20 protein-coding genes are annotated in these 24059 nt (G+C 71.9%); 14 read left to right on the top strand and 6 right to left on the bottom strand.

Annotated elements, in window-relative coordinates; translation table 11 throughout:
• Positions 1-10: 10 nt before the first annotated feature.
• The 4 genes from ABD285_RS03340 to ABD285_RS03325 all read right to left on the bottom strand — a co-directional run bounded on the left by ABD285_RS03340 (position 11) and on the right by ABD285_RS03325 (position 5798).
• Entirely contained in the window at positions 11-1447 is a 1437-nt protein-coding gene (locus ABD285_RS03340; protein WP_284253878.1) for a rhamnulokinase, read from the bottom strand.
• Positions 1444-2877 carry a rhamnulokinase gene (locus ABD285_RS03335; protein ID WP_284253877.1) on the bottom strand — a complete coding sequence of 478 codons (1434 nt, stop codon included), beginning with the start codon at positions 2875-2877 and terminating at the stop codon, positions 1444-1446. The genes ABD285_RS03340 and ABD285_RS03335 overlap by 4 nt, the downstream gene beginning before the upstream one ends.
• Before the next feature lie 7 nt (positions 2878-2884).
• Entirely contained in the window at positions 2885-4921 is a 2037-nt protein-coding gene (locus ABD285_RS03330) for a bifunctional aldolase/short-chain dehydrogenase (protein WP_344200278.1), read from the bottom strand.
• A 115-nt stretch (positions 4922-5036) separates the two neighbouring features.
• On the bottom strand, positions 5037-5798 hold the full coding sequence (locus ABD285_RS03325) for a DeoR/GlpR family DNA-binding transcription regulator (RefSeq protein WP_284253876.1): 762 nt from the start codon (positions 5796-5798) through the stop codon (positions 5037-5039).
• A 218-nt stretch (positions 5799-6016) separates the two neighbouring features.
• Between ABD285_RS03325 and ABD285_RS03320 the strand changes: the two genes are divergently transcribed.
• The 10 genes from ABD285_RS03320 to ABD285_RS03275 all read left to right on the top strand — a co-directional run bounded on the left by ABD285_RS03320 (position 6017) and on the right by ABD285_RS03275 (position 16965).
• Complete coding sequence (locus ABD285_RS03320; protein ID WP_284253875.1) at positions 6017-7258, top strand: cupin domain-containing protein; 1242 nt, start codon at positions 6017-6019, stop codon at positions 7256-7258.
• Positions 7251-8249: an aldose 1-epimerase family protein gene (locus ABD285_RS03315; RefSeq protein ID WP_284253874.1), complete on the top strand. Its 999-nt coding sequence runs from the start codon at positions 7251-7253 to the stop codon at positions 8247-8249. The genes ABD285_RS03320 and ABD285_RS03315 overlap by 8 nt, the downstream gene beginning before the upstream one ends.
• Positions 8246-9751: a sugar ABC transporter ATP-binding protein gene (locus tag ABD285_RS03310; RefSeq protein ID WP_284253873.1), complete on the top strand. Its 1506-nt coding sequence runs from the start codon at positions 8246-8248 to the stop codon at positions 9749-9751. The genes ABD285_RS03315 and ABD285_RS03310 overlap by 4 nt, the downstream gene beginning before the upstream one ends.
• The gene (locus ABD285_RS03305; protein WP_344200273.1) at positions 9748-10776 is read left to right on the top strand and encodes an ABC transporter permease; all 1029 of its coding nucleotides are present in this window, start codon (positions 9748-9750) and stop codon (positions 10774-10776) included. Before ABD285_RS03310 ends, ABD285_RS03305 begins: the two co-directional genes overlap by 4 nt.
• Complete coding sequence (locus ABD285_RS03300; protein WP_344200270.1) at positions 10773-11852, top strand: ABC transporter permease; 1080 nt, start codon at positions 10773-10775, stop codon at positions 11850-11852. The genes ABD285_RS03305 and ABD285_RS03300 overlap by 4 nt, the downstream gene beginning before the upstream one ends.
• Before the next feature lie 52 nt (positions 11853-11904).
• The gene (locus tag ABD285_RS03295) at positions 11905-12951 is read left to right on the top strand and encodes a rhamnose ABC transporter substrate-binding protein (RefSeq protein WP_284253872.1); all 1047 of its coding nucleotides are present in this window, start codon (positions 11905-11907) and stop codon (positions 12949-12951) included.
• Between the two features lie 73 nt (positions 12952-13024).
• On the top strand, positions 13025-14068 hold the full coding sequence (locus tag ABD285_RS03290) for a LacI family DNA-binding transcriptional regulator (protein ID WP_344200267.1): 1044 nt from the start codon (positions 13025-13027) through the stop codon (positions 14066-14068).
• A gap of 10 nt (positions 14069-14078) precedes the next feature.
• On the top strand, positions 14079-14852 hold the full coding sequence (locus ABD285_RS03285; protein WP_344200264.1) for a class II aldolase/adducin family protein: 774 nt from the start codon (positions 14079-14081) through the stop codon (positions 14850-14852).
• Positions 14852-15544, top strand: a complete 693-nt coding sequence (locus tag ABD285_RS03280; RefSeq protein WP_344200261.1) for an HAD family hydrolase — start codon at positions 14852-14854, stop codon at positions 15542-15544. Before ABD285_RS03285 ends, ABD285_RS03280 begins: the two co-directional genes overlap by 1 nt.
• On the top strand, positions 15541-16965 hold the full coding sequence (locus ABD285_RS03275) for an FGGY family carbohydrate kinase (protein ID WP_344200258.1): 1425 nt from the start codon (positions 15541-15543) through the stop codon (positions 16963-16965). The genes ABD285_RS03280 and ABD285_RS03275 overlap by 4 nt, the downstream gene beginning before the upstream one ends.
• 7 nt (positions 16966-16972) lie before the next feature.
• Here ABD285_RS03275 and rhaI read toward each other — a convergent pair whose 3' ends face one another.
• Positions 16973-18139: an L-rhamnose isomerase gene (rhaI, locus tag ABD285_RS03270; protein WP_284253865.1), complete on the bottom strand. Its 1167-nt coding sequence runs from the start codon at positions 18137-18139 to the stop codon at positions 16973-16975.
• A gap of 104 nt (positions 18140-18243) precedes the next feature.
• On the bottom strand, positions 18244-19173 hold the full coding sequence (locus tag ABD285_RS03265) for an aldo/keto reductase (protein WP_344200255.1): 930 nt from the start codon (positions 19171-19173) through the stop codon (positions 18244-18246).
• A gap of 65 nt (positions 19174-19238) precedes the next feature.
• Between ABD285_RS03265 and ABD285_RS03260 the strand changes: the two genes are divergently transcribed.
• The 4 genes from ABD285_RS03260 to ABD285_RS03245 are packed head-to-tail and all read left to right on the top strand — an operon-like array spanning position 19239 to position 24047.
• On the top strand, positions 19239-20240 hold the full coding sequence (locus tag ABD285_RS03260; protein WP_284253863.1) for a LacI family DNA-binding transcriptional regulator: 1002 nt from the start codon (positions 19239-19241) through the stop codon (positions 20238-20240).
• A 50-nt stretch (positions 20241-20290) separates the two neighbouring features.
• Entirely contained in the window at positions 20291-21601 is a 1311-nt protein-coding gene (locus ABD285_RS03255; protein WP_284253862.1) for an MFS transporter, read from the top strand.
• Positions 21598-22650, top strand: a complete 1053-nt coding sequence (locus tag ABD285_RS03250) for a M24 family metallopeptidase (RefSeq protein ID WP_344200252.1) — start codon at positions 21598-21600, stop codon at positions 22648-22650. Before ABD285_RS03255 ends, ABD285_RS03250 begins: the two co-directional genes overlap by 4 nt.
• Complete coding sequence (locus ABD285_RS03245; RefSeq protein ID WP_344200249.1) at positions 22647-24047, top strand: glycoside hydrolase family 5 protein; 1401 nt, start codon at positions 22647-22649, stop codon at positions 24045-24047. The genes ABD285_RS03250 and ABD285_RS03245 overlap by 4 nt, the downstream gene beginning before the upstream one ends.
• The last annotated feature ends 12 nt before the right edge of the window (positions 24048-24059 follow it).

The raw sequence follows: 24059 nt of genomic DNA, 5'->3' as shown, positions 1-24059 counted from the left end.
GCTCGCCAGGCTAGTGAGACGACCGCGGGCGATAGGTCGTCACGGGGAAGGCGCGCACGACGAGCGCGCGCAGCGCCTCCAGATCACCGGACGCGAAGCCGAGCGCGCGCGCCTGCACGAGCACGTTGCCGATCGCCGTCGCCTCGACCGGTCCCGCGAGCACCGGGAGCCCGGTCGCGTCGGCGGTGAGCTGGCAGAGCAGTGCGTTCTGCGATCCGCCGCCGACGATGTGCACGACGCCCACGTCACGGCCGCTCAGCCGGGCGGCGCTGCGCACCGCGCCGGCGTAGGCGTTCGCGAGGCTCTGCAGGATCGAGCGCACGAGCTCGGCGCGGGATGCCGGCACCGGCCGGTCGTGCGCCGTGAGCCACGCGGCGATCCGGGCCGGCATGTCTCCCGGCGCGAGGAAGGCCTCGTCGTCGGCGTCGAAGACCGGCACGTCCGCGGTCACCGCGCCGGCCTGCTCGAGCAGGGCCGCGAGCGAGACCGTCTCCCCCGACCGCTCCCAGTCGCGGATGCACTCGGTCAGCAGCCACAGGCCCATGACGTTGTGCAGGTAGCGCACTCGCCCGTCGACGCCGCCCTCGTTGGTGAAGCCGGCCTCCCGCGACGCGTCGCTCAGCACCGGGCGCTCCAGCTCGACGCCGACGAGCGACCAGGTGCCGCTCGAGATGTAGGCGAAGTCGGGTCCGGTCGCCGGGATCGCGACCACGGCCGAGGCGGTGTCGTGCGATCCGACGGCGCTCACCCGCGCACGCGTCGCGCCCACCCCGCGCACCGCGGTCGGCGCGAGCCCGCCGAGGTCGGTCCCCGCGTCGACGAGCGGGCGGAAGATCTCCGGTCGCAGCGCCAGCCGCTCGATGAGGTCGGCGTCCCACGCGCCGCTCTCGACGCCGACGAGCCCGGTCGTCGAGGCGTTGGTGCGCTCGGCGACGCTGCTCCCGGTGAGCCAGTAGCCGAGCAGGTCGGGCAGCAGCAGGAACGCGTCGGCGAGGTCGAGCACGCCGGCGGTCCGGTCGGCGGTGAGCTGGAAGAGCGAGTTGAAGGGCAGGTGCTGCAGGCCGTTGCGCCGATAGAGCTCGTCGGCGCCGATCGTCCCGTGCACGATGTCGACGGCGGCGGCGTTGCGCTCGTCGCGGTAGGCGTAGGGATCGCCGAGCAGCCGCCCTCCGCGCAGCAGGCCGTAGTCGACGGCCCAGGAGTCGATGCCGATGCTCGCGAGCTGCGGCTCCTGGCGCGTGGCCGCCGCGAGCCCCTCGACGACGTCGCGGTAGAGCTCGAGCACGCTCCAGTGCAGGCCGTCGAGCGTGCGCACGGGCTGGTTCGCGAACCGGGCGACGTCGGTCAGCCGCAGCTCCCCGCCGCCGACGTGGCCGAGCACCACCCGGCCGCTCGTCGCGCCGAGGTCGACCGCGGCGACGCTGCCGGAGAGGCGGGCGGGGGTCATCGAGCACCGCTTCTCGGCTCGTAGCGGCGCAGCGACGTGGACCGCGCGACCGTCGCGCGCAGCGTGTCGAGACCGCCGGTGACGAGTCCCGCCGTGCGGGCCTGCGACATGACGTTGCCGAGCGCGGTCGCCTCGACGGGTCCCGCGACGACGGGGAGTCCGCTGCGGTCGGCCGTCAACCGGCAGAGCAGGGCGTTCTGCGAGCCGCCACCGACCACGTGGATCACCTTCACATCCTTGCCCGACAGGTCGGCCGCCGTGCGCACCGCCACCGCGAACGCCTCGGCGAGGCTCTGGTTGATCGCCCGCACGAACTCCGCGGGGTTCTGCGGCACCGGTTGCCCGGCCTCGCGGCAGCACTGCGCGATCCGGGCGGGCATGTCGCCCGGCGGAAGCAAGCGCGGGTCGTTCGCATCGAACAGCGATCCCGTGCCGAGCGCCTCGGCGGCCTCGAGGAGCGCGGTCAGGTCGATGTCGCGGCCGTCGCGCTCCCAGGTGCGGATGCTCTCGGACTGCAGCCAGAGGCCGGTGATGTTCTGCAGGAACCGGATGCGGCCGTCGAGGCCCGCCTCGTTCGTGAAGTTGGCGACACGAGCCGCGTCGTCGAGCACCGGGCCGTCGAGCTCGACCCCCACGAGGGCCCACGTGCCGCACGAGATGTAGGCGTAGTCGTCGTCGAGGGCGGGAACGCCGACGACCGCGGAGGCCGTGTCGTGCGAGCCCACCGTGACGACGGGCACCGAGGCCCCGACCTCGACCTCGACGGGCCGGAGCAGGGTCCCGACCTCCGTGCCAGGGTCGACGATCGGAGGCAGCAGGCCGGCGGAGAGCCCGAGGCGGTCGGCCAGGCTCGCCGACCAGGTGCGCGCGCGCACGTCGAGCAGCCCGGTGGTCGATGCGTTGGTCCGCTCGGCGATCACCTCGCCGGTGAGCCAGTACCCGATCAGATCGGGGATGAGGAGGGCCGTGTCACCGGGCTGGAGGCGACCGGCGAGACGGTCGGCGGTGAACTGGTAGATCGAGTTGATCGGCATGAACTGGAGCCCGCTGATCGCGTACAGCTCCTCGGGCGCGATCAGCTCGTGCGTCGCCCGCACGCCGCCGGCGGTGCGCTCGTCGCGGTAGGAGTACGGGTTGCCGAGCAGGGCCCCGTCGCGCAGGATGCCGTAGTCGAGCCCCCACGAATCGATGCCGATGCTGCGCAGCCCGGGCTCGGCGGCGACCGCCCGGCGAAGCCCCTGCAGGATCGGCCGGTACAGCTCGAGCAGGTTCCAGTGCAGTCCGGAGCCCGAGCCCTCCCACACGCGCACCGGCGTGTTCGCGAAGCGCTCCAGGATGTCCAGCCGCACGATGCCGTCGTCGATCCGCCCCAGCACCACGCGCCCGCTGCTCGCGCCGAGGTCGATGGCGGCGACGGCCCCTCCGGTCACGGGGCGCTCAGCGAAGGAAGGCGGCGGCGACGCCGGAGTCGACCGGGATGTGCAGCCCGGTGGTGCGGCTCAGCTCGGGACCGGTCAGCACGTACACGGCGTCGGCCACGTTCTCCGGCACGACCTCGCGCTTGAGGATGGTGCGGTTGGCGTAGAACTGCCCCAGGTCCTCCTCCTTGACCCCGTAGGTCTTCGCGCGGTTGGCTCCCCAGCCGGACGCGAAGATCCCCGAGCCGCGCACGACGCCGTCGGGGTTGATCCCGTTGACCCGGATGCCGTGGCCGCCGAGCTCCGCGGCCAGCAGGCGCACCTGGTGCGACTGGTCGGCCTTGGTCGCCGAGTACGCCAGGTTGTCGGGTCCGGCGAAGACGGAGTTCTTCGACGAGATGTAGACGATGTCGCCGCCCATCCCCTGCTCGATGAGCGGGGTCGCCGCGGCCTGCGACACCAGGAACGATCCCTTCGACATGACGTCGTGGAGCAGGTCCCACTCCGCCTCGCTCGTCTGCAGGAGGGAGCGGGCGATGGACAGCCCCGCGTTGTTCACGACCAGGTCCAGCCCCCCGAAGGCCAGCAGCGCCGCGTCGACGGCCGCCTTCACGGCCGCCGCGTCCGAGACGTCGACGGCGACACCGACGGCCACGTCGGTCGAGCCGAGCTCCGCGGCGGCGGCGCTCGCCTTCGCGGCGTCGAGGTCCGCCACGACGACGCACGCGCCCTCCGCGGCGAGGCGGGTGGCGATGGCCTTGCCGATGCCGGATGCGGCGCCGGTGACCAGCGCGATCCTGCCCTGATGCGAGCGCGGCTTCGGCATCCGCTGCAGCTTCGCCTCCTCGAGCGCCCAGTACTCGATCCGGAACTTCTCCTCATCCGAGATCGGCGTGTAGGTCGAGAGCGCCTCGGCGCCGCGCATCACGTTGATCGCGTTGAGGTAGAACTCGCCGGCCACCCGAGCGGTCTGCTTGGTGGCGCCGTAGCTGAACATCCCGACGCCGGGCACGAGCACGATCGCCGGGTCGGCGCCGCGCATCGCGGGGCTGTCGGGTGCGGCGTACGCCTCGTAGTAGGAGGTGTAGTCGGCCCGGTACGCGTCGTGCAGCTCCGTGAGCCGCGCGATCGACTGGTCGACGGGGGCACCGGCCGGGAGGTCGAGCAGCATCGGCTTGATCTTGGTGCGGAGGAAGTGGTCGGGGCAGCTGGTGCCCGCCTCGGCCAGCTGCGCCGCCTTGGCGCCGGCGAGGAACTCGAGGACGCGCGGGTCGTCGGTGAAGTGACCGACCATCGGCCGGTCCTGGGATGCGATGCCGCGGATCGTGGCGGCGAGGGCGGCGGCCTTGGCGCGGCGCTCCGGCTCCGGCAGCGGGGCGTTGTCGGGGACGGCGTCGCCGAAGGGGTTCGCCGAGCCGTGCGCGTCGATGTACGCCTGCGCGGTGTCGATGATCCAGCGGCTGTTCGCCTCGCACTGCTCGGAGCTGTCGCCCCACGCGGTGATGCCGTGGCCGCCGAGGATGCAGCCCACGGCATCCGGGTTCTGCTCCTTGATGGCGGCGATGTCGAGCCCGAGCTGGAAGCCGGGGCGGCGCCAGGGCACCCAGACGACCCGGCCGCCGTAGATCGTCGCCGTGAGCTCCTCGCCGTCGGCGGAGGTCGCGATCGCGATGCCGGCGTCCGGATGCAGATGGTCGACGTGCGCGGCGTCGACGAGGGCGTGCATCGCGGTGTCGATCGAGGGCGTGGCGCCGCCCTTGCCGTGGAGGCAGTAGTCGAAGGCGGCCACCATCTCGTCCTCGCGGTCGACGCCCGGGTAGACGTCGCGCAGTCCGCGGAAGCGGTCCAGGCGCAGCACCGACAGCCCGGCGGGGGTCAGCGTGCCGAGGTCGCCGCCGGACCCCTTGACCCACAGCAGCTCGACGGGCTCGCCCGTGACGGGGTCGATCTCGGTCCCCTTGGCCGACGTGTTGCCGCCCGCGTAGTTGGTGATCCGGGGGTCGCTGCCGAGCCGGTTGCTGCGTGCGACCAGCTCGGCCGCCGTGGGGTTGGTCATGGTGCTGGTGCTCCTGCATCCGTGGAGGGTCTGACCGCGATGATAGGGCGGAATGTGCGCAGGTGTGAAATGTAACAAGACTTCACACGAAAAGTCACACGGCGCCCGGCCCGGGTCAGCGCAGCTCGACCAGGTCGCGGAACTCCTCGAGCCGCTGGTCGTCCGGGGCGAGCTCGGTGATGAGCACGGCCACCTTGGAGAGCTCGAGACCGGCGGCGATGGACTCCTGGCGCAGCTTCGAGGAGTCCATGCAGAGCACGACCTCCTTCGAGACCTGCGCGAACGCCTGCTTCATCTGCGCCTCGGCGAGCGAGACCTCGGTGGTGCCGAACGAGGCGTCGACGGCGCTCGCCGAGGCGAAGAACCGCACGTAGCGCAGCGACTGCGCCGCCTGCACCGCGAGCGGGCCGACGAAGGTGTCGGTCGCCTCCTCGGTCTCGCCGCCGACGAGGATCGGTGTCACTCCCACGGTGCCCTTGAGCATCGCGTAGGTCGGATGCGAGTTCGTGGTGACCATGAGCCCCGACCGCGGTCCCAGCCTGCTCGCCATCGTGCCGACGGTGGTGGAGGCGTCGAGGGCGATCGAGCCGAATCGCGGCACGAGCCCCATCGCCTTCTCGGCGATGACCTCCTTCGCGCGGGACCGGACGGCCCGTCGCTCCTCGAACGGCCGCGGGCCGATGACGGAGATCGCGCCGCCGCGCACCCGCCTCAGGAGGCCCTCGCTCTCGAGGTCGTCGAGGTCGCGGCGGATGGTCATCGCCGAGACGCCGAGCGTGTCGGCGGCCTCGGTCAGCCGGATGACGTTCTCGCGTTCCAGCGAGGCGAGCAGCAGCTTGCGGCGGGCCTCCGACTCCGTGCTGCCGGTGGTGGCCATGGTTGCCCCTTCGCGTGTGAGTCTGATGTTAACTTCACCTCCAATTGTAACAGGAGAGGGCCCCGATGCCTGATTCTGGCGGGGAACGAACGTGTGTCGATCCGGAATATTGACGCAGCCGGGACGCGGTGTTACTGTCCCCGGACGTGGTTCATTGAACCCAATCGATCGGCAGCGTCGCCACGACGGCGACGCCTGAACCAGGAAGAGCGTCATCGATGAGCTCAGAGGCCTACGACAACGTCGTGACATCCGCCAGTGCCTACGACCGCGCACTGGAGGCCGGCGACGGCATCGTCCGTCTCGCTCCGGCCTGGGTGCCGCGCGCGTTCTGCACGCCGGGCAAGCGCATCCGCCTGCACCCCGACGACTACTTCCCGCTGGGTCAGGGGCGCGGCGGCATCGACGAGCGCTGGCTCGCCTCCGCGATCCGCGCCGACAACGGACCGCTGACCGGTGCTCATGAGGGGCTCAGCCTCGTCGTCGACCCCGACGGCGGCCTGCTCCCGTTCGACGAGTTCGTCGCGCACCACCGCGCCGACGTGATCGGCTCCCGGCTCTGGGACGCCTTCGGCGCCTGGACGATGTACTCGAAGTTCTTCGACAACCTGATGCCGCTGCCGCTGCACGTGCACCACACGGACGAGATGGCGGCGCAGCTCGGCAAGGTCGGCAAGCCCGAGGCGTATTACTACTCGCCGCATATGAACGACAACCTCGGCACTCAGCCGATCTCGTTCCTCGGCCTGCAGCCGGGCGTCACGCGCGAGCAGTTCATCGAGCGCCTGCGCCGCTTCGCCGACGGCGGCGACAACCGGATCACCGACCTCTCGCTCGGATACCGCACGCAACTTGGCACGGGGTGGGACATCCCGGCCGGCGTGCTGCACGCGCCCGCGAGCATCTGCACCTACGAGCCGCAGGCCGCGAACGACCTGTTCGCGATGTGCGAATCGTGGAGCAACAACCAGGAGGTGCCGGAGGCACTGCTCTGGAAGGACGTTCCCGAGGATCACCACGGCGACTACGAGTTCGTGACCGACCTGCTCGACTGGGACAAGAACGTCGACGTGGATTTCGTGCCCAACCGCTTCATGCGGCCGTACGCCACCGCGACCTCGGAGGCCGACGGCGGCAGCGCGTACGTGGAGAACTGGATCGTCTTCCGCTCGAACTCGTTCAGCGCGAAGGAGCTCACGGTGCGCCCCGGCCAGACCGTGACCGTCACCGACCAGGACGCGTACGGCGCCCTCCTCGTGCAGGGCTCCGGCACCTTCGGCGTGCACGACGCGCAGGCCGCCACCCTGATCCGCTACGGCCAGCTCAGCCAGGACGAGTTCTTCGTCTCGGAGGCGGCAGCGCGCGCCGGCGTGACGATCAGCAATCGCAGCGCGACCGACGACATCGTCATCCTCAAGCACTTCGGTCCCGGCAACCGGGAGCTTGGTCCCGTTGGCTGACATCTTCGGTGCCCCGGTCGAGTCGGCCCTCCTCCGGGTCGGTTCGCTCGATCAGGTCGCCCGCGTCGATCGATTCGTGGAGGATGACGGTCCGGCGCGCGGCGCCCGCCGCCTCCGGGTCGTCAACGGCGGCGGCCTCGAGTTCGACGTGCACCCGGACCGGGCGCTCGACATCGGGGCGGCCACGATCAACGGCCTGCCGCTCGCATGGCTCTCCGCGTCGGGCATCACCCGCCCCGACGCCTACGAGCCGGAGGGCCGCGGCTGGTTGCGCACCTTCGGCGGCGGACTCGTCACGACCTGCGGGCTGGACAGCTTCGGCCCGCCCGCCGACGACGAGGACGGCGTCGCCGGGATGCACGGCCGCATCGGCCACGTGCCCGCCCGCGTCACGGAGGTCGTCGCCACCCGCGAGCTGATCACGGTCGCCGGCGAGGTGCGCCAGACCGGCGTCTTCCAGGAGAACCTGCTGCTGCGACGCCGGATCACCTCCCGCGTGGGCTCCACCTCGTTCCGGATCGACGACACCGTGACCAATGAGGGCGAGCGCTCCCATCCGCACATGGTCCTGTACCACGTGAACCTCGGGTGGCCGCTGCTCGACGCCGGGACCGTCGTCGACATCCCCGCCCGATCGGTCGCCCCGCGCGACCCCGACGCCGCCGCGGGGTTCGATCGCCGGGCCGAGATCGGCGAGCCGGTGGTCGGCACCCGCGAGCAGGTGTACGTCCACGTCGCCGGCGACGACCGCGTCGCCCGCGTGACGAACGAGGCCCGCGGGCTGACGTTGACGCTGCGGTATTCGGAGGCCCTCCCGGCGATCTTCCAGTGGAAGCTCACCGCGACCAAGCACTACGTGCTCGGCCTGGAGCCCGCCAACACCGCGCAGATCCAGGGCCGGGCGGCCGCTCGGGCCGCCGGCGAGCTGCCGCGGCTCGAGCCCGGCGAGAGCAGGTCGTACGCGATCGAGATCGAGGTGGAAGCCGCATGACCGACACACCGCTGCTTCAACTGCACGGCGTCACCAAGTCGTTCGGCGCGGTGGCCGCGCTGGCCGGCGCGGACCTGACGCTGCGGGCGGGCTCCATCCACGCCCTCATCGGCGAGAACGGCGCCGGCAAGTCGACGCTGGTCAAGATCATCGGCGGCCTGTACCGCCGCGACGCCGGCGAGTTCCTGCTCGACGGCGAGAGCGTCGACTTCCACAACACCCGCGAGGCGAAGGATGCCGGCATCGCGGTCATCTATCAGGAGCCGACGCTCTTCCCCGACCTGACGGTCGCCGAGAACCTGTTCGTCGGGCGCCAGCCGTACACGCGCTTCGGCACCCTCGACCGGGCCCGGATGCGGCGCGAGACCCGCGAGCTGACCCAGCGACTCGGCGTGCCGATCGACCCGGACCGCGACGCGCGCGGACTCTCGATCGCCGACCAGCAGGTCGTCGAGATCGCCAAGTCGATCTCGGTCGGCGCGAGGGTCATCATCATGGACGAGCCGACCGCCGCGTTGTCCGGCGTCGAGGTCGAGCGCCTGATGGGCATCGCCCGTCAGCTGCGCGACGAGGGCCGCGGCATCATCTTCATCTCGCACCGCTTCGACGAGGTGTTCGCCCTGTGCGACGTCGTGACGGTCATGCGCGATGGCAGCTACGTGGCGACCAACGAGACGTCGACCACCACGGAGGACGAGATCATCCGGCAGATGGTCGGCCGCAGCGTCGACAACCTCTTCCCGAAGCAGGAGGCGCAGATCGGCGACCCGGTGCTCGAGGTGGAGCACCTCACGAGCGCCGGCGTGTTCGACGACGTCAGCTTCACGGTGCGCTCCGGCGAGATCGTGTGCCTGGCGGGGCTCGTCGGCGCCGGCCGCAGCGAGATCGCCCGCGCCGTCTTCGGCGTCGACCCGTACGACTCCGGATCGGTGCGGATCGCCGGCAGGGCGGTGCCGGGCAGGAACCCGGCGGTCGCGATGCGGCTGGGCATCGGCTTCGTGCCCGAGGACCGGCGCAAGCAGGGCCTGGCCATGACCGCCGGCGTGCAGAGCAACATCACGCTCGCCATCCGCGACAAGCTCGCGCGGCTCGGCTTCATCACCTCCGCGCGCGAGGAGCCGAGCGCCCGAACCTGGGCCGCACGCCTGCAGGTGAAGACCTTCGCACTCGACGCCGAGGCGCAGATGCTCTCCGGCGGCAATCAGCAGAAGGTCGTGCTCGGCAAATGGCTGGCCACCCAGCCGAAGCTGCTGATCGTCGACGAGCCGACGCGCGGCATCGACGTGGGCACCAAGGCGGAGGTGCACCGCCTCCTCTCGGAGCTGGCGGGCACCGGCGTCGCGGTGCTGATGATCTCGTCCGAGCTGCCGGAGGTGCTGGGCATGGCGGATCGCGTGCTCGTCGTGCGCGAGGGCCGGATCACCGCGGAGCTGACCCGGGAGGCGGCGACGCCGGAGAAGGTCATGTTCGCCGCCACGCACGCAGCGGAGGCCGCAGCATGAGCGTCGCGCACACCCTCCCGCCGGTCGGCGGCCAGCGGTCGTTCCTCGGCAAGCTGGTCCGTGCCCGCGAGCTCGGCCTGGTCGTCCTCATCGTCGCGCTCGTGGCGCTGACCAGCATCTCGCAGCCGGGCTTCCTCTTCAGCGACGGCGGCTGGCGCGAGCTCCTGCGCCAGCCGACCATCCTGATCCTCATCAGCCTGGGTGAGGCGATCGTCATCATCACCCGGAACATCGACCTGTCGGTCGGGTCGGTGCTGTGCCTGTCGACCTACACGGCGGGCACCCTCTTCGCCAACGTGCCCGGCATCCCGATCGTGCTGGTGATCCTCATCGGGATCGCGCTCGGGGCGGTGCTCGGACTCGTCAACGGCCTGCTGGTCGCCTTCCTGCGGGTGCCGTCCCTGGTGATCACGCTGGGCACGCTGTACGCCTACCGCGGCATCGCGATCCTGTGGATCGGGCCGCACTTCATCCGCTCCAGCTGGCTTCCCGCGCAGTACCGCTCGTTCGGCACGCTGCAGTTCTTCGGCATCCCGGTGCTGCTGCTCGTCGTGCTCGTGGTCGTGCTGCTGATCGGATGGTTCATGACCAGCCGGCGGTCGGGGCGCGACCTGTACGCGCTCGGCTCCAACCCGGAGGCCGCCACCCTGTTCGGTCTCGGGGAGCGCCGGCTGACCCTGGCGGCGTTCGTCACGAGCGGCGCCCTGGCCGGCCTCGGCGGGCTCGTCTATCTCGCGATCTTCGCCACCGGCGACGCGCAGGTGGGCACCGGGTATGAGCTGCAGGCCGTCGCCGCCGCCGTCGTGGGCGGCGTCGCGATCGTCGGCGGCTCGGGCACCATCTGGGGCGTCGCGCTGGGCGGCTTCTTCCTCGCGACCATCAGCAACGCGCTCCCCGTGCTCGGTGTGCCGAGCCTCTGGCAGCAGGCCATCGTCGGCATCCTCATCGTCGGCGCGATCCTGCTCGACCGCATCCTGTTCATCACCCGAACCCGCCGGGCCAAGAGAAGGGGGAGTGCGGCATGAGCGACACCACCGCCGCCACCGCGACGGCCGCCGTGGACTCGGCCGCCGTCGAGAAGGCCGCCGCCTCGTACCGGACGCACGGCCGGCCGCTCTGGCGCCGCCTCCTGCTGCGCACCGAGGCGGCCATCATCGCCGCCATCGTGCTGCTGCTGATCGTCGCGACCACGACCGTGCCGTACTTCGCGCAGCCGTACACGTACCTGACGATGATCCTGAACTCGGCGCCGATCCTGCTCATGCTCCTGCCGGTGACGCTGATCATCATCACCGGCGACATCGACCTGTCGGTGGGCAGCATCCTCGGGTTCTCGAGCGCGATCTTCGGCCTGATGTTCCAGGCGGGCGTGCCCCTGCCCCTCGCCGGCATCGTCTCCGTCGTCGCCGGGGGACTCGTCGGGGCGCTGAACGGCGTCCTCGTCACCTTCGTCGGGCTGCCGAGCCTCGCCGTCACGATCGGCACGCTGGCGCTGTTCCGCGGCATCGCCGTCGGCCTGCTGGGCACCACGGCGATCACGAAGTTCCCGATCGACGTCACCTCGTTCGTCGGCTCGCCGCTGTTCACCGGGGCGCCGATCCCGATCATCACCGTCGCGGTCGTGGTGCTCGCCATCGCCTTCGCGGTGCTCCTGCACTTCACTCCGTTCGGGCGCGGCGTCTTCGCGATCGGGCTGAGCCCCGAGACCGCCGCCTTCTCGGGCGTGCGGGTCAACCGCACCCGACTGACCCTGTTCATCCTGAGCGGGCTCGTCGCGTCGGCGACGGGCGTGTACTACACGCTGCAGTACAGCAACGCGATCGGCACCAACGGTCTCGGCCTCGAGCTGCAGGTGGTCACGGCCATCGTGCTCGGCGGCGTCTCGATCTGGGGCGGCCGCGGCACCCTGCTCGGAGCGATCGCCGGCGGCGTGCTCATCGCGGCGCTGAACAAAACGCTGCAGCTCGCCGGCGTCGGCTCCGACACCATCAGCGTCGTCACCGGCGCCGCCCTCATCTTCTCCGTCGTCGTCGCCAGTGTCGCGGGGTTCATCTCGCGACGGCGCCGGGCGAAGGCCTCCGTCATCACGGCAGGCGCATGACCGCACCATCTCGACCCCGACTGCACCAAGTGACCTATAGGAAGGCAGGACAATGAGGTTCACGTTCAGAACGACCTCGACCCGGCGCATCGCGCTGGGAGCGGTCGCCATCGCTGCCGCGGCGGCGCTCCTCTCCGGATGCGCGGCGGCCACCGGCGGCTCCGGCGGCGGCGGAGGCGACTCCTCCGGCGGCAGCATCACCGTCATCCCGAAGAGCCTCGGCAACAAGTACTTCGAGGCGTCGGACAAGGGCGCCAAGACGGCGGCCGACGCCCTCGGCCTGAAGTTCAAGGAGGTCGGACCGACCGCCACCGGGTCGGCCGACCAGGTGCCGTTCATCCAGACCGCGATCCAGACCGGGCAGAAGGCGATCGCCATCGCGGCGAACGACCCGAGCGCGGTCTGCAACGACCTGAAGGCCGCCCAGAAGGCCGGCGTGAAGGTCGTCGCCTTCGACACCGACACCGACTGCCGCGACGTCTTCATCAACCAGGCGACCGTCGACGGCATCGCCAAGGGTCTCGTCGACCTCATGGCGAAGCACCTCGGCCCGGCCGGCGGCACGATCGCGATCGAGTCCGGCGGCGCCAACGCCGCGAACCTGAACGCGTGGGTGGACGCCATGACGGCCCTCATCAAGAAGGACCACCCGGAGATCAAGATCGCCAAGGTCGCGTATGGCGAGGACGACGACCAGAAGTCGTACCAGGCGGCGCAGGGCCTCATGCAGAGCATCCCCGACCTCAAGGGCATCATCGCGCCCGACACGGTCGCGGTGAAGGAGGCCGCGCACTACCTCTCCGACACCCCGCAGTTCCAGGGCAAGGTGTGGGTCACGGGCCTCGGGCTGCCGAGCGAGATGGCGACCTACGTGAACAGCGGCGTCGTCGAGCAGTTCGGCCTCTGGAACCCCGAGGACCTCGGATACCTCGCCTCGTACGCGGCGGACGCCCTGATCAAGGGCACCATCACGGGCAAGGAGGGCGACACCTTCAAGGCGGGCAAGCTCGGCAAGTTCACGGTCGGCAAGGGCGGTGAGGTCGTTCTCGGACCCATGTTCGTGTTCGACAAGTCGAACGTCGGCAAGTTCTCCTTCTAGCAGGACACCATGCCGGGGCCTGCGGCGTTCTGCGTCGCGGGCCCCGGCCATCCGGGCTGAGCGAAGGACGGACATGGCCACGATCCACGATGTCGCCCGCCACGCGGGCGTCTCGGCCGGCACCGTCAGCAACGTGCTGAACCGCCCCGGATACGTCTCCGCTCCCACGCGGGAGCGGGTGCTCGCGGCGATCGCCGAGCTCGGCTTCACGCCCATCCAGCACGCCCGCAAGTTCCCCGCCGGCCGCCAGCGCACCCTCGGGCTCGCCCTGGCGGATCTGGCCAACCCGTTCTTCGTCGACGTCGCACTGGGCGCCGAGGCCGAGGCCAAGGAGCTCGGCGTCGGCGTCGTCATGATCCACAACGGCGACGACGCGGAGCGTGAGCAGGACAACCTCGAGGTGCTCGTGCGCCAGCGGGTGCACGGCATCATGATCGCCCCGGTGCGCGCGTCGGCGGAGGACCTGGAGCGCCTCGACTCGCGCGGCATCCCGCTCGTCTACGTCGACCGCGTCGACGACAGCTCCACCCGCTGCTGGGTCAAGACCGACGACGTCGCCGGCGGGCGGCTCGCCGGCGAGCACCTCATCGCGCTCGGCCATCGCCGGATCGCGTTCGTCGGCAACCTCGGCAGCAGCCTGCAGGTCGATCGGCGGTTCGCGGGATTCGCGGGGGCGCTGGCCGAGGCGGGCATCGTCGCGGAGCGGATCGTCACCGACTCGTGGCGGATCACCGACGGCCGGGCGGCGGGCGCGCAGCTCGCGGCGCGGGCATCCGGCGACCTGCCCACCGCGATCATGTGCGGCAACGACCTCATCGCGCTCGGCCTGCTGCTCGAGTTCGCGGGTGCCGGCATCCGGGTGCCCGACGACGTCTCGATCGTCGGCTTCGACGACCTCTCGTGGTCGGAGGCCGCGACCGTGCCGCTGACCACCGTGCGGCAGCCCCGCGAGCGGCTCGGCCGCCGAGCCGTGCGTCTGCTCCTCGATGAGATCGATCGCGGTGCCGTGCACGTGCACCGCCACGAGCTGCTCATCCCCGAGCTGGTGGTCCGCGCGTCGAGCGGCCGCCCCGATCCCGCGCGCGCGCTCGCCCGAGCGCACGACGCCCGACCCTGAAGGAAGAACCATGGCCACCGCCTGGCAGCCCGGCCTCGTGCCCGACGAGCTCCTCGCCCTCACGCACCGCCTCGGCGATCCCGCCAAGGACTTCGTGGTCCTCGCGGAGGGCAACACCTCGATGCGCCTGGACGACGGCCGCATGCTCGTGAAGGCCTCCGGATCGTTCATGGCGGGAGCCGCCCGCGAGGACTTCGTCGTCACCGAGGTGCCGCCGCTGGTCGATCTCATGGAGGACGCGTCCGCCACGCAGGAGGACCTCACCGCGATGCTCGACGCCGGCGAGCACGACGGCATCCGGCGCCGCGGCTCGATCGAGACGCTCGTGCACGCCGCTGTGCAGTCGGTGCGGCCGACCGCGTATGTGGCGCACACCCATCCGACGGCGGTGCTCGGGCTCCTGGCGAGCGTGCACGCGGAGACGGCCTTCGCCCAATGGGTGTACTCGGATGAGGCCGTGGTCATCGGCGTGCCGCTCTTCGTGCCGTACGCGGCACCCGGCATCGCCCTCGGCCGTCTGTTCCTCGATCGCCTGCGCGGCTACGCGGCGGAGCACGGCGAGCTGCCGTCGGTCGTGCTGCTGGGCAATCACGGGATCGTCGCGATCGGCGGGAGCGCGGATGCCATCGAGGCGATCACGCTCATGACCGTCAAGGGGGCCAGGGCCCGGGTGCAGGCGCTGTCGATCGGCGGGATCAGCGGCCTGGGCGAGGACGCCGTGTCGCACTACTTCGAGCGCACCGACATGGCCGAGCGGCGCAAGAACCTCGCGGGCACGGCCTGATGGCGGGGCTCGCCGCCGTCTTCTGCGATGTCGGGGGGCCGATCTACGACGACGAGAACTTCGTGGTCGCGGTTCTCACGGCCCTCGACGAGCTCCGCGCCGCCGACGGCGTCGCGCCGGCCGATCGCGACCGCTTCCGCGAGCTGTACGACGCGCAGCGCGCGGCGCAGGCCGGGTCGTTGCGCGCGACGCTCGCGGAGGAGTTCCTCGGCGGCCGGGAGCGCCGCGCGGAGCTGCACGAGCGCACCCGGGCGCACTGGGTGCATCCGGCGGGCACCATGTACGACGACGTGCTGCCGTTCCTGCGCGCCCTCGATCGCCGCGTGCGGTTCGGCGTCCTCGCCAACCAGGAGGAGGACGTCGTCCGGGCGCTCGAGCGCGACGGCGTCGCGCCGTTCGTCGATGTCTGGGGCGTCTCGGCGATCGTCGGGTTCGAGAAGCCGTCGCCCGAGCTGTTCGCGTGGTGTCTCGACCAGGCCGGGGTGCGGCCGGAGCAGGCCGTCCACATCGGCAACCGGCTCGACACCGACGTGCGCCCGGCCCGCGCGCTCGGCCTGCGCACCGTGTGGCTGCTGCGGGGCGAGGCGCCCGACCACCCCACCGCCGAGCAGCTCGCCGAGCCCGACATCGTGGTGCGCAGCCTCGAGGGCCTCGCCACCCGGCTTCTCGACCGGATCGGGTCGCCCGGGTGAGCATCGTCCTCGGGATCGACCTCGCGACCGCCGGTGCCCGCGTCCGCGCGGTGGATGCCGCATCCGGCCACACCCTCGGCGAACGTCGCGCCCCGATGGCGGTCACGGGTGCGCACGGGGAGCGCACCCAGCCCGCCGTCTACGCGGGCGTCGTGCGCGACCTGGTCCGCGGCGTGGCGGCGGACCTCGGCGGGCGGGCGGGCGAGGTGCGCGCGCTCAGCATCACGGGCACCTCGGGCACGGTGGTGCCGGTCGACGCCCACGGGGTGCCGGTCGGCGACGCCGTGCTGTACGACGACCCGCGCGGTGCCGGGCACCTGCGCGCCCTCGCCGAGGCGGGTCTCGGTGCGAGGCCGTCCGCCGCCCTGGCCCGAGCCGCGTGGATGCACGGCGCGGCAGCCGGTGGGGTGGCGCGCTACGTGTTCTCTCCCGACGTCGTGATCGCGGCACTGGCCGGGCGGCTGCTGCCCTCCGACACCTCGCACGCGCTGAAGAGCGGGATCGATCCGGTCACCGCCGCCTGGGACGCCGCGGCGCTCGCCGTCGTGGGGATGCCCCGCGACCACCTGCCCGACCTGGTCGGACCGGGACGCGTGATCGGGGAGGTGTCGCGCCCCGCTGACTGGGGCCTGCCCACCGGCGTCGTGATCGTGTCCGGGATGACCGACGGGGCGACCGGGCAGATCGCGACCGGCGCCGTCCGCGAGGGCGACACGGTCGGCGTGCTCGGAACCACGCTCGTGATCAAGGCGGTGGCGCCCCGCGACGTCGTCGACGCGGCGACGGGCGTGTACTCGCACGTCGCCCCCGATGGCCTGTTCTGGCCGGGAGGCGCCTCCAACAGCGGCGCCGGCGTCCTGGCGAGCGGCATCACCGCCGGCCTCGATCCGGCGGGTCACGCCGAACGGATCGCCGCGGTCGGGCCGTCGGCCGTCGTCGCGTATCCGCTCGCGCGGATCGGCGAGCGCTTCCCGATCGCCGATCCGCGATTCGCCGGGTTCTCGGTGAGCGTGCCGGGCGCGGCCGCTCCCGCCGACGACCCCGCGGCTCGGTTCCGCACGGTCTACGAGGGCGTCGCCTTCGTCGAGCGGTTCGGCCTGGAACGCCTGGCCGGGCTCGGCGTCGAGCGGCGACGCCACCATCTCGCCGGCGGGGCGGCGGCGAGCGGGGTGTGGAACCGCATCCGGGCGACGGTGCTCGCGCGCACGGTGATCGTCTCGGAGGGGGCGGGCAGCGCCGCGGGCGCGGCGGTGCTGGCGGCGGCGGCCCTGGGCGGGGAGACGATCGGCGTCGTCGCCGAGCGTTTCGCGGGGCGTCGATCGACCGTCGACCCCGACGAGGCCCTGCGCGATCCCCTCGAGGAGCGCTACCACCTCTTCTGCGCGGCCCTCGGTCGCGACGGAGGCGAGAACCCGGTCTGAGCGCCGCTCAGGCGCCCCAGCCGGCCTGGTTGCCGCCGACCCGGTCGGCGACGATGCTCGCGCCGTACCCGGATGCCGCATAGGCCGCCATCGGATCCTCCGGCAGCCCGCGCGCGGCGCGCCACTCGGCGAGCGCCGGCCGCACGTCGGTGTAGAAGGCGTCCATCAGGATGCCGTTGGCGCTCAGCACGTCGCCCGCCGCCTGCGCGGTCGCGAGCGCCGCGGTGTCGACGAGCAGCGCCCGCGCCGTCATCTCCTGCACGTTGAGCACGCTGCGGATCTGGCCGGGGATCTTGTCCTCGATGTTGTGGCACTGGTCGAGCATGAAGGCCGTGTCGCCGTCGTCGCCGTAGCCGCCGCCGCGCACGACCTCGACGAGGATCCGGAACAGCTGGAACGGGTCGGCCGCCCCGACGATCAGGTCGTCGTCGGCGTAGAAGCGCGAGTTGAAGTCGAACGAGCCGAGCTTGCCGAGGCGCAGCAGCTGCATGACGATGAACTCGATGTTGGTGCCTGGCGCGTGGTGGCCGGTGTCGAGGCACACCACGGCGCGCTCGCCGAGGGCGCTGACCTGGGCGTAGCTGGTGCCCCAGTCCGGCACGTCGGTGTGGTAGAACGCCGGCTCGAAGAACTTGTACTCGAGCACGAGGCGCTGGTTCTCGCCGATCCGCTCGTAGATCTTCGACAGCGAGTCGTGCAGCCGGTCCTGGCGGCCGCGCATGTCGTCCTGTCCCGGATAGTTGGTGCCGTCGGCGAGCCAGATCTTGAGGTCGCGCGACCCGGTCTGGTTCATGACGTCGATGCACGCGAAGTGGTGGTCGATCGCCTTCTGGCGGATGCGGTCGTCGCGGTGCGTGACGGAGCCGAGCTTGTAGTCGTCGTCCTGGAACGTGTTCGAGTTGACGGTGCCGAGTGCGACACCGTTGTCCTCGGCGTGCTTCGCGAGGTCGTCGTAGCTGTCGACCTTGTCCCACGGGATGTGCAGGGCGACGGTCGGCGCGAGGCCGGTGTGCTTGTGCACCTGGGCGGCGTCGGAGATCTTCTCGAACGGATCGCGCGGCACACCGGGCTGGGCGAACACCTTGAAGCGCGTGCCCGAGTTGCCGAACGCCCACGAGGGCAGTTCGATCCGCTGCTCGGCGAGACGGGACGAGATGGGCGCGAGATCGACCATGGGCGGCTCTTTCATCCGGGCGGCGACGGCCGCGATTGAATCGTTTTAACGATACGGCATCCCGACCTGTCGCGAAACGGTCAGCCCGTCGACGGCGGTGAGGTTCACCACGCGGGGTCGGGATCGAGGAGCGCGCGGCTGAGAGAGCCGGCAGGGTCGAGCGCGGCGATGAGCTGCTCGACCGCCGGGTCGAATGCCGCATCCCGCGTACTCGAGAGGACGCGTGCGAGGCGCTCGGGCGTGCGGCTCGCGACGATCGGCACGATGCTGCGGGTGCGCGTCGCCGTCCACCGGGCGAGCAGGTCGTCCGAACGCACACCCGCGGCCGCGGCCACTCGGTCGAGCACCCCCCGGCGGCGCACGTTCTCGCGACCGTCGAAGAGCGATCTCTCGCGGCCGACGAAATAGCCGCCCGACTGCGACGACCAGGCGAGGTTCGGGATGCGGTGCGCCTGCGCCCACGCGAGCGTCGCCGCGTCGAGGCTGCGCACGCCCGCGAGCTCCGGCGTGCCGCTGGCAGCCGCGAGTCCCGCGTAGTTGCTGAGGGCCGCCAACCGGAGTCCGCGCTCGCGCAGGGCATCATCGAGTGCGCGGGTCCGATCGAGCGCCCAGTTCGAGACCCCGACCTCCGAGGCCAGACCCTCGTCGACCACGACCCGCAGTGTGTCGGCCAGGTCCTCGACGGGAGCCGCCGGGTCGTCGCGGTGCAACAGGTAGAGATCGACAGGCCTCCCCAGCTTGTCCGCGCTCGTGCGCGCGTCGGCGAGCACCGCGTGGCGCGACAGGCGCGGAAGCCAGTCGGTGAGATCCGGGTGGCCCCCCTTCGTGACGAGTCGCACCCCCGGCACGTCGCCGTGCGCGCGGAACCAGTCGCCGATCGCGTCCTCGCTGCGACCGTAGACGCGTCCGGTGTCGAGCACCCGTCCACCGGCGTCCAGGTAGGTCGCGATGGAGGCGTCCACGGCACCGGCGACGTCGGGGTCGAACCAGCCCGTCCCGAGGACCACCGGAAGGGAGAGGTCGAGCGCGCTCACCCTCAGATTGTGCCGGGTGCGTCGTGAATGGATTCATTCCGGGCGCGCGCTGGCAGGATCGGGCCATGGCGTCGATCGGCATCCGCGGCGTCGCCGAGCGGGCGGGGGTCTCGGTCGGCACGGTGTCGAACGCCCTCAACCATCCGGAGAAGGTGTCGGCGGCGTCGCTCGGTCGCATCCGGGAGGCCATCGCCGAGCTCGGCTACGTGCGCAACGACGCCGCACGGATGCTGAGGGCCGGCCAGAGTCAGACCATCGGCCTCGTCGTGCTCGATGTGCGCAACCCGTTCTTCACCGATCTCGCCCGCGGGGCCGAGGACGAGGCGGTGCGGCACGGGATGTCGGTGATCCTCGGCAACAGCGCCGAGGACTCCGCGCGCGAGGCCGGCTACCTCGACCTGTTCGAGGAGCAGCGGGTGCGCGGCGTGCTGATCTCGCCGTACGGCCGCATCGACGAGCGGCTGCGACTTCTGCGCGAGCGCGGGATTCCGGCCGTGCTGGTCGACCGGGCGAGCAGCGACCGGCGCGTCAGCTCGGTGTCGGTCGACGACGTCGCAGGCGGCCGGATGGCGGCGGCGCACCTGCTGCAGATCGGCCGGCGTCGGATCGCGTTCGTCGGCGGCCCGGTCGGCATCCGGCAGGTCGCGGATCGGCTCACCGGCGCGCGGGAGGCGGTCGCCTCGATCGACGGCGCGACGCTCGAGGTCGTGCCGACGGCGGCGCTCACGGTGACCGAGGGCCGGCGCGCCGGACGCGCTCTCCTCGCATCGGCGCGAATGCCGGATGCCGTGCTCGCCGCGAACGACCTGGTCGCCCTCGGCGTGCTCGAGACGCTCGTGGTCGAGGGATCGGTCCGTGTGCCGGGCGACGTCGCGCTGATCGGCTACGACGACATCGACGTCGCGAGCGCGGCGATGGTGCCGCTCAGCTCGGTGCGGCAGCCGACCGAGCTCATCGGGCGCACGGCGGTCGGCATCCTGCTCGAGGAGGCCGCCGCCGCGCAGCCGCGGCCGCGGCAGGTCGTCTTCCAGCCCGAGCTCGTCGTGCGGGCGTCGTCCGGAGGGTGATCGAGCGCGAGAGCGAGAGCGAGAAAGCGCTTTCTTGCTAAGGTGGCCGGGTGTCCGCCGTCGACTGTGCACCGCCCCGGCGACGCTGGTTCCTCGATGTGGCGCCCCTTCGCGAGAGCCCCGCGTACCGCCGGTTCTGGATGAGCGGGGTGGCCGGGGGCATCGGGACTCAGTTGACCGCGGTCGCCATCGGCATCCAGGTGTACGACCTGAGCGGAACGACCGCCGCCGTGGCTCTCGTGGGTGGATTCGCGCTCGCGCCCATGATCGTCATGGGGATCTTCGGCGGCGCCATCGTCGACGCGTTCGACCGGCGCAAGGTGCTCATCGTCGCCTCGTCGATCTCGTTCGTGGCCCCTCTCGGGATCGCCGGCCTCTCCTGGCTGTCGGTGACCGAGCTCTGGCCCTACTACGTCTTCACGACGCTGTCGTCGACCGTCGGCGCCCTCGTCGGCGCCGCCCGCTTCGCCATCCATCCGCGCCTCGTCGAGCGCCGGCTGCTGCCGGCGGTCGCGGCCCTGAGCGGGATCAGCGCCGGCCTCCAGTCGGCGGTCGGCCCCGCCCTCGGCGGACTGCTGGTCGCCGCCGTCGGATTCGCCTGGACCTACACGATCGACCTCGGGCTGTTCCTCGTCGGGTTCTGGGGCATCGCGTCGCTGCCGGCCATCGTGCCGGCCGTGCGCGCGCGTGTCGGCCCGGCGGCGATCGCCGAGGGACTGCGCTTCCTGCGGTCGGCCCGCAACCTGCGGACGGCGATCGGCATCCAGATCGCCACCTTCGCGTTCGGTCGGGCGTACGCGTTGCTGCCCGCCGTCGGCGCGGTCCTGCTCGGGGGCGGCGCGACCACCGTCGGCATCCTCGTCGCCGCGAGCGCGGTCGGCGTGATCGTGAGCGGCGTGCTCTCCGGACCCCTCGGACGGGTGCGGCGGCAGGGGCGCGCGATGCTCATCGCGGCCGGCTGCATGGCGAGCGGCGTCGCGGTCTTCGGTGCACTCGTGCTCACCCTGTCGCTCCTGCCGCATGACGCGGACGCGCACCACGTCGACCTGCCCTGGCTGATCGGGCTGGCCACGGCCCTGGTGCTGGTCGGGGCCGCGGACAACATCGCGGGCATCTTCCGCACGACGATGATGCAGTCCGCCGCGCCGGACGAGATGCGCGGCCGACTGCAGGGCTTGTACACGCTCGTGCTGACCGCGGGGCCGCGGGTGGGCGACGTCTTCGCGGGCTTCGTGGCCGCGGCGGGCGCGCTGTGGTGGCCTCCGCTGCTGGGTGCCGTGGTCATCGGGATCGTCCTCGTCGCGATCGCGCGGCTGCGGCCCGCCTTCCGGCAGTACGACGCGCGGGAGCCGGTGCCGTGAACCGGCCGACCGATCGGGTCCGGAAGCTCGCGCGACTGCGCGCGATCATCGACGCGCGCGGAGCCGAGGGCCTGCTGCTCACGAGTGCGGAGTCCCTCGCCTGGCTCTTCGACGGAGCCCGCGTCTCGGTCCCGCTCGGCGGACCGGCGGTGCTCACCGCGGCCGTCGACGCGGACGGATCGATCTTCGTGCACGCGCCGGCCAACGAGGTCGATCGCCTGCGCGAGGAGGAGTTGGGAGGCGGGGTCCGGATCCAGGAGTTGCCGTGGTTCGAACCGCTCCCCGTCGCCGCGGACGGGTGGCTCACGGAGGGCGACGTCGTGCCGGAGCTCCGGGCGGCGCGGGCTTCCCTCCTGCCCGCCGAGCTCGAGCGCTATCGCGCGCTCGGCACCGAGGTGGCCGCGCTGACGACCGACGTGCTCGCCGCGACCCGCCCCGACCGCACGGAGCGAGCGGTGGCCGCAGATCTCGCGGCCCGCCTCGTCGCCGCGGGCGCCGAGCCCGTCGTGCTGCTCGTCGCAGGCGAGGCGCGCACCGGCGTGCCGCATCCGCTCCCGACCGCGGCGCGGCTCGGGGCGCGGGCGATGGCCGTCGTCGGCGCCCGGCGCGACGGTCTTATCGTCAACCTCACCCGGTGGGTCGGGGCGGATCCGGGCGACGGGACGCGGGAAGCGGCGCTGCGCGAGGTGGAGGCGGATGCCCTCGCCGCCACCGAGCCCGGGCGCGTGCTCTCGGACGTGCTCGGCGACATCGCCCGGTCGTACGAGCGGCACGGCTTCGGCGCCGACGCCTGGCTGCGTCATCATCAGGGCGGCCCGACCGGATATCTGGGGCGCGACCCGAAGGCGACCCCGGCGGCCGCGGACCGGATCGTCGCCGGACAGGCGTTCGCCTGGAACCCCTGGGCGCCCGGTCTCAAGCTCGAGGACACCGTGGTCGTGCACGCCGACGGGATCGAGGAACTGACCACCGACCCCCGCTGGCCGGTCGTGGACGCACGGGGGCGGCAGCGGCCGCGCACCCTCGGCTACGGAGAGGAACTGCCATGACACGACTCGACTGGCTGGCGGTGCGGGGGGCCGATCTCGTCGACGAGGGCGAGCGGCCCGTGCACCTGCACGGGGTGAGCCTCGGCGGGTGGATGAACATGGAGAACTTCATCTCCGGCTACCCCGGCAACGAGGAGGGCATCCGCCGCATCCTGCTCGACCGCATGGGACGCGAGGCCTACGACGCGTTCTTCGACGCCTACCTCGGCGACTTCATCCAGGATGAGGATGCGGCCTATCTCGCCGCCATCGGCATCGACTCGATGCGCATCGCCGTGAACTACCGGCATTTCGAGGACGACGCGCGGCCGTTCGAGCTCAAGGAGTCGGGCTTCGCGCAGCTCGATCGCGCGGTCACCGTGCTCGCCCGGCACGGCATCCGGTCGATCATCGACCTGCACGCCCTGCCCGGGCGGCAGAACCAGCACTGGCACAGCGACAACCCGACCCACATCGCCGAGTTCTGGCAGCACCGGCACTTCCAGGACCGCGTCGTGCATCTGTGGGAGGCGCTCGCCGACCGCTTCAAGGACCGGCCGGAGGTCGCCGGTTACAACCCGATCAACGAACCGTCGGACGCGAGCGGCGAGGTGCTGCCGGCGTTCTACGAGCGGCTGGAGCGGGCGATCCGGGCGATCGATCGGCGCCACGTGCTCTTCCTCGACGGCAACAAGTACTCCACCGACTTCTCGTTCCTCGACGGCCGCGCGGAGCCGATGGAGAACACGGTCTACACGGCGCATGACTACGCGCTGCCCGGCATCACGAGCGCCACCGAGTACCCCGGTACCACTCGCGGCGAATTCTTCGACCGGACGGTGGTCGAGCAGACATTCCTCCGCCGCACCGAGTACATGCGCCGCACCGGCACGCCGATCTGGATCGGCGAGTTCGGCCCGATGTACCCGCCGGGGCGCGGCGTCGAGGAGTGGCGCTACCGGCTGCTGCGCGATCAGCTCGAGATCTACCGGGAGCACGGCGCGAGCTGGGCGCTCTGGACGTACAAGGACATCAGGCTGCAGGGGCTGCGCACGGTCGCGCCCGACAGCGAGTACCTGCAGCTCATCGGCGCGCTCGTCGAGAAGAAGCGCCGGCTCGGCATCGACTCGTGGGGCGGGTCGGATGCCGGAGTGCGCGACATCCTCGATCCCCTCGATGCGCTGTTCGACCGGGAGTTCCCGGGCTACGCGCCGTGGCCGTGGGGACGGCAGCCGCATATCGCCGTGCTCGTGCGGCACATCCTGCTCGCCGAGCCCCTCGCCGAGCAGTTCGGCGACCTCTTCCGCGGCGTGACGCCCGACCAGGCGCGCGAGCTCGCGTCGGGGTTCCGCTTCGACCGCACCCGGGAGCGGTCGCCCCTCGTCGAACTCCTCCGGGAGCACCTCGCGCGCGACTGACCAAAATCGACC

It is taken from the genome of Pseudolysinimonas kribbensis (genome assembly GCF_039531715.1).
GTDB classification, from domain to species: Bacteria; Actinomycetota; Actinomycetes; order Actinomycetales; family Microbacteriaceae; genus Pseudolysinimonas; species Pseudolysinimonas kribbensis.
Note: the sequence above shows the minus strand (reverse complement) of the source record. Positions and strands in the feature narration are given on the sequence as shown.

Excerpts from the sequence above, each read along its gene's own strand:
- ABD285_RS03290 (WP_344200267.1), top strand. The coding sequence starts at position 13,025 with ATGGCCACGATCCACGATGTCGCCCGCCACGCGGGCGTCTCGGCCGGC.
- ABD285_RS03300 (WP_344200270.1), top strand. The coding sequence starts at position 10,773 with ATGAGCGACACCACCGCCGCCACCGCGACGGCCGCCGTGGACTCGGCC.
- ABD285_RS03280 (WP_344200261.1), top strand. The coding sequence starts at position 14,852 with ATGGCGGGGCTCGCCGCCGTCTTCTGCGATGTCGGGGGGCCGATCTAC.
- ABD285_RS03325 (WP_284253876.1), bottom strand. The coding sequence starts at position 5,798 with ATGGCCACCACCGGCAGCACGGAGTCGGAGGCCCGCCGCAAGCTGCTG.
- ABD285_RS03260 (WP_284253863.1), top strand. The coding sequence starts at position 19,239 with ATGGCGTCGATCGGCATCCGCGGCGTCGCCGAGCGGGCGGGGGTCTCG.
- ABD285_RS03340 (WP_284253878.1), bottom strand. The coding sequence starts at position 1,447 with ATGACCCCCGCCCGCCTCTCCGGCAGCGTCGCCGCGGTCGACCTCGGC.
- ABD285_RS03330 (WP_344200278.1), bottom strand. The coding sequence starts at position 4,921 with ATGACCAACCCCACGGCGGCCGAGCTGGTCGCACGCAGCAACCGGCTC.
- ABD285_RS03285 (WP_344200264.1), top strand. The coding sequence starts at position 14,079 with ATGGCCACCGCCTGGCAGCCCGGCCTCGTGCCCGACGAGCTCCTCGCC.
- ABD285_RS03310 (WP_284253873.1), top strand. The coding sequence starts at position 8,246 with ATGACCGACACACCGCTGCTTCAACTGCACGGCGTCACCAAGTCGTTC.
- ABD285_RS03305 (WP_344200273.1), top strand. The coding sequence starts at position 9,748 with ATGAGCGTCGCGCACACCCTCCCGCCGGTCGGCGGCCAGCGGTCGTTC.
- ABD285_RS03245 (WP_344200249.1), top strand. The coding sequence starts at position 22,647 with ATGACACGACTCGACTGGCTGGCGGTGCGGGGGGCCGATCTCGTCGAC.
- ABD285_RS03295 (WP_284253872.1), top strand. The coding sequence starts at position 11,905 with ATGAGGTTCACGTTCAGAACGACCTCGACCCGGCGCATCGCGCTGGGA.
- rhaI (WP_284253865.1), bottom strand. The coding sequence starts at position 18,139 with ATGGTCGATCTCGCGCCCATCTCGTCCCGTCTCGCCGAGCAGCGGATC.
- ABD285_RS03320 (WP_284253875.1), top strand. The coding sequence starts at position 6,017 with ATGAGCTCAGAGGCCTACGACAACGTCGTGACATCCGCCAGTGCCTAC.